1 protein-coding gene is annotated in these 506 nt (G+C 66.2%); it reads right to left on the reverse strand.

The annotated features are described in order from the left end of the window. A partial coding sequence (locus tag ELR45_RS38145) for an FAD-binding oxidoreductase (protein WP_240759811.1) occupies positions 1 to 506 on the reverse strand: 506 nt, incomplete at both ends.

The following is a 506-nucleotide window of genomic DNA, read 5'->3' on the forward strand; positions in this document are numbered from 1 at the left end:
CACCACCTTCAGGTTCTTCACATGCGCCTGCGGGTCGTCGTCGAGGAGCACTCCCGGGTTGAGCAGACCCTCCGGGTCGAACAGACGCTTGATCTCCCGCATGACGTCGTACAAGCCGTCGCCGAACTGCCGGCGGACGAAGGGCGCCATGATGCGGCCGGTACCGTGCTCCGCCTTCAGCGAACCGTCCTGTCGAAGGATCAGGTCGACCAGATCGTCCGTGAACGCCTCGTACCGGGCGAGCTCCTTTGCCTCCGCCAGCATCGGGTTGATCATGAAGTGCAGGTTGCCGTCCTTGGCATGGCCGAAGATGACGGCGTCGTCGTATCCGTGCCTGGCGAAGAGTCCGGTGAGCTCATTGACGGTGGCCGTCAGGGACGGCACCGGCACGACGACATCCTCCAGCAGCGCCGTCGAGCCGACTGGCCGTGCCCCGGCCACCGCTGTGTAGAGCCCTTTGCGCACCCGCCACAGCTGTCCCCGGGTGGCGGCTTCGCGGGTCAGCT

It is taken from the genome of Phytoactinopolyspora endophytica, from assembly GCF_004138495.1.
Taxonomy (GTDB): domain Bacteria; phylum Actinomycetota; class Actinomycetes; order Jiangellales; family Jiangellaceae; genus Phytoactinopolyspora; species Phytoactinopolyspora endophytica.